The organism is Limnospira sp. PMC 1279.21 (assembly GCF_032349615.1).
In the GTDB taxonomy this organism is placed as follows: Bacteria; Cyanobacteriota; Cyanobacteriia; order Cyanobacteriales; family Microcoleaceae; genus Limnospira; species Limnospira fusiformis.
Genome location: NZ_JARPLU010000522.1, coordinates 1 through 505, shown reverse-complemented (window position 1 = coordinate 505; position 505 = coordinate 1). Strand labels below are relative to the sequence as shown.

General features: G+C 45.1%; 1 protein-coding gene. It reads right to left on the bottom strand.

The window, feature by feature from the left end; genetic code table 11:
- Positions 1-20 precede the first annotated feature (20 nt).
- A complete protein-coding gene (locus P5683_RS25760; RefSeq protein WP_008056133.1) occupies positions 21-245 on the bottom strand; it encodes a reverse transcriptase N-terminal domain-containing protein in 225 nt (74 codons plus the stop codon).
- Positions 246-505 lie beyond the last annotated feature (260 nt).

The window sequence follows — 505 nt, the reverse complement described above, 5'->3', positions numbered from 1 at the left end:
GCTGACCGTGGAACCCGCCCCTACAGCCGCACTGCTAAGAGTCGGGCATAATATGATTTCACCAATAGACGTTGCAACCTTCTTACCTTTGCATCCTGTCCCGATTTAGCTGCTTGAAATATACTCTTTTGGAGCTTGAATACTTTCCGCTGAACCTTAGTCCATGGGATTGTCTTCCATGCGTTGTTCGTAGTCTTGATTGGTTTTGGTTTCCCAAGCCCTTTCTTTAAACTCGCTATCGCCATCTGTACACCTACTTGACTTTATTCCTTACAATCAAACCGTGACCCGTTAGCATATCCCTACCATTACAGTTGGGCTTTGGCTTCTGGTCACATCTCACCCCCTAATAGGCTTACGCTTACACTTTCACTACTGATTCTCTCGACCAGATAATCAGAGCCTAAAAGGGGTTAAAACGTTCCGTTTATATGGGCATTCCATCTTTAGATCCTACATTCCGCAGGTTGATAGGTAATTAACCGGATGCGTAGTAATAGCGCTC